The sequence below is a fragment of the Pedobacter sp. 01N416 genome (genome assembly GCF_056399685.1).
Map to the genome: position 1 here is coordinate 1 of NZ_JBFTRT010000699.1, position 2350 is coordinate 2350.

Here is a 2350-nt window from a genome sequence, read left to right on the forward strand (position 1 = left end):
CAGGAATACCATGTAGACCTTTTTAACCGCTTCAATATTGCCTATAAAGTAAATGGAGAAGTTGTAGTAAACAGCAAAGAAGATTTTGAAACTTTGGTAAATATCAAACAGGTAACACCAGAAACGATTGTTTTTAACAATATGGTACAAAATCTGGCAGAGTTGGAAAGCAAATGGGAAGTGCCATTCCAAAACAGCTGGCATTCTACTGTTTTTGCCCATTTATTGTAAGCCATATGTTCATTGTAGATCTTAAATATATTGTTCCGCTAACCGAGTTGGATGAACATATGGAGGCCCATGTCCAATATTTAAAGAAATACTATGAAAAAAACATTTTTGTTGCTTCGGGCAGAAAAGTACCCCGAACTGGTGGAATCATTTTAGCACTGGCAAAGGATGAAGAAGCTTTAAAAAAAATCCTGATGGAAGATCCGTTTTACATCAATCGATTGGCCGATTTCTCCATTACACATTTCTTAACCTCACAATACCATCCTGATCTCGAATCACTTTTAGGAAAATAATCCTTAAAACCCGTAGTAATATCCTACATTATTTTCACTATTGCTCAAACAATTAGCTGGCAAAAAACATTATATTGGTTAAATCAAATAATGTCTATGAAGCGCTGGCTCAAAATCTCTTTAAAAATTATATCGGTTATTGTTGTTCTGATTATCCTCACCTGGTTGGCAGGAGCATTTTACATCAGTAGAAATAAAAAAGAAGTACTCGCTTCTATCCTATCACAGCTCAATAAAAATTTAAACGGAAAAATTACCGCTACAAGCATGGAGCCAACACTCCTGAAAAGTTTTCCCGGGGTTTCGGTATCCTTAAACGGCGTTTTACTGAGAGATAGTTTATGGAACCAACATAAACACGATCTTTTAAAAGCGCAGGATATAGATATATCGCTAAACGTACTTTCGCTTATTGTGGGGAACATTAACATTAAACAGATTGCCATCAACAATGCAGCTATTTATATCTACACCGATTCTACTGGTTATAGCAACACAAGTATTTTTAAAAGCAAGCCGAAAAACGAGAAAAAATCGTCACCAAAATCTTCCGCATTAGAAGTCAAAAAAATAGATTTTAATAAGGTTAGCCTGATATTAGATAACAAAAAGAGATTCAAGTTATTCAATTTCGATATCGATCAGATCCAGGGCAGAATGCAGTATCCTGATAGCGGCTGGACAGGTAAAATCAAGTTAATGACGAAAGTGAACAGTTTCGCCTTTAATACCCGAAAAGGAAGCTTTATAAAAGACAAAACTTTAGATGGAACATTAAATGCACATTACAGCCGCGAATTGGATGCAGTAATACTGAGTCCCGAAATCTTGAACATTGGCGGGCACCCTTTTAAAATCGGGGCCAAAATAGAATTGGATAAATCTGCTTTTGCCATTAGCATAGCTGTTGATGATATTTTATTCAAAGATGTTGCCTTACTCTTATCGCCTAATATCTCCTCAAAACTCTTAAAGTTCGGCATAGAAAAACCGATCGATATCCGGGGAAATATTGTTGATGACGGATCAGGGAAATACGGAGATCCCTTGATCAAAGTAGGCATAACCGTTCGGGATAATGTGGTTTCTATTCCGGCAGGCAAATTAACGGCCTGTAATTTTGATGGTTCCTTTACCAATCGGGATACCGTTGGTGGTATTATTGGTGATGAAAATTCATCCATCAAATTCCACAGACTTACGGCAAAATATTTTAATGCACCGCTTAAGATCGACACTTTCACAGTGAATAATTTATCGCGTCCAATTGCTACCGGGTTGGTAACCTCGCAATTTCCCCTATCCAATTTAAACAATTCGTTAGGCACGAACGATTTTGAATTTAAAAACGGAACAGCCAACTTAAGGCTTTACTGTAAGGCAGATATTGATAATTTCAGATTTACAAAACCTGTTGTTTCAGGTAAAATACAGATTGCCGATGCAGATATTCTTTACATCCCTCGTAGGCTTCATCTGGTAAAAAGTGCCTTAAACATCAATTTCAACCAGAACGATTTATCGATACAGAACGGGCATTTCCAGTTGGGCAAAAGCGAACTTAATGTAAGCTGTAGCATTGCCAACTTTGCTAACCTGTATTATACTGCTCCCGAAAAAATATTGGTGAACTTAAAAATGTCGAGCCCGCAGCTCTACCTAAAGGAGTTTTTACCCTTCTTAGGACCGAGAACAGCGAAGAAAAAATCGAGTGGAAACAAACAAGTGGTTTCCAAAGAGCTGAGCAATGTGCTGGAGCTTTCGAAAATGAATATCCGTTTAACCGTTGATAAGGCCATTTATGATAAGTTTCTGGCTAAAAA

General features: G+C 37.1%; 2 protein-coding genes and 1 pseudogene. All 3 read left to right on the forward strand.

Annotated features, from left to right (window positions below; genetic code table 11):
* Window positions 1–231, forward strand: a pseudogene (locus AC1DND_RS25985) (ABC transporter ATPase); the annotation flags it as partial.
* Window positions 232–236: 5 nt separating this feature from the next.
* Window positions 237–527 carry a YciI family protein gene (locus AC1DND_RS25990; protein ID WP_477585495.1) on the forward strand — a complete coding sequence of 97 codons (291 nt, stop codon included), beginning with the start codon at window positions 237–239 and terminating at the stop codon, window positions 525–527.
* Between the two features lie 96 nt (window positions 528–623).
* Window positions 624–2350 (forward strand): AsmA family protein (locus AC1DND_RS25995; RefSeq protein ID WP_477585497.1); only part of this gene is annotated, 1727 nt, incomplete at its 3' end.

Bases quoted from the DNA above. Each gene is read 5' to 3' on its own strand.
- AC1DND_RS25990 (WP_477585495.1), top strand. From the start codon at position 237: ATGTTCATTGTAGATCTTAAATATATTGTTCCGCTAACCGAGTTGGAT.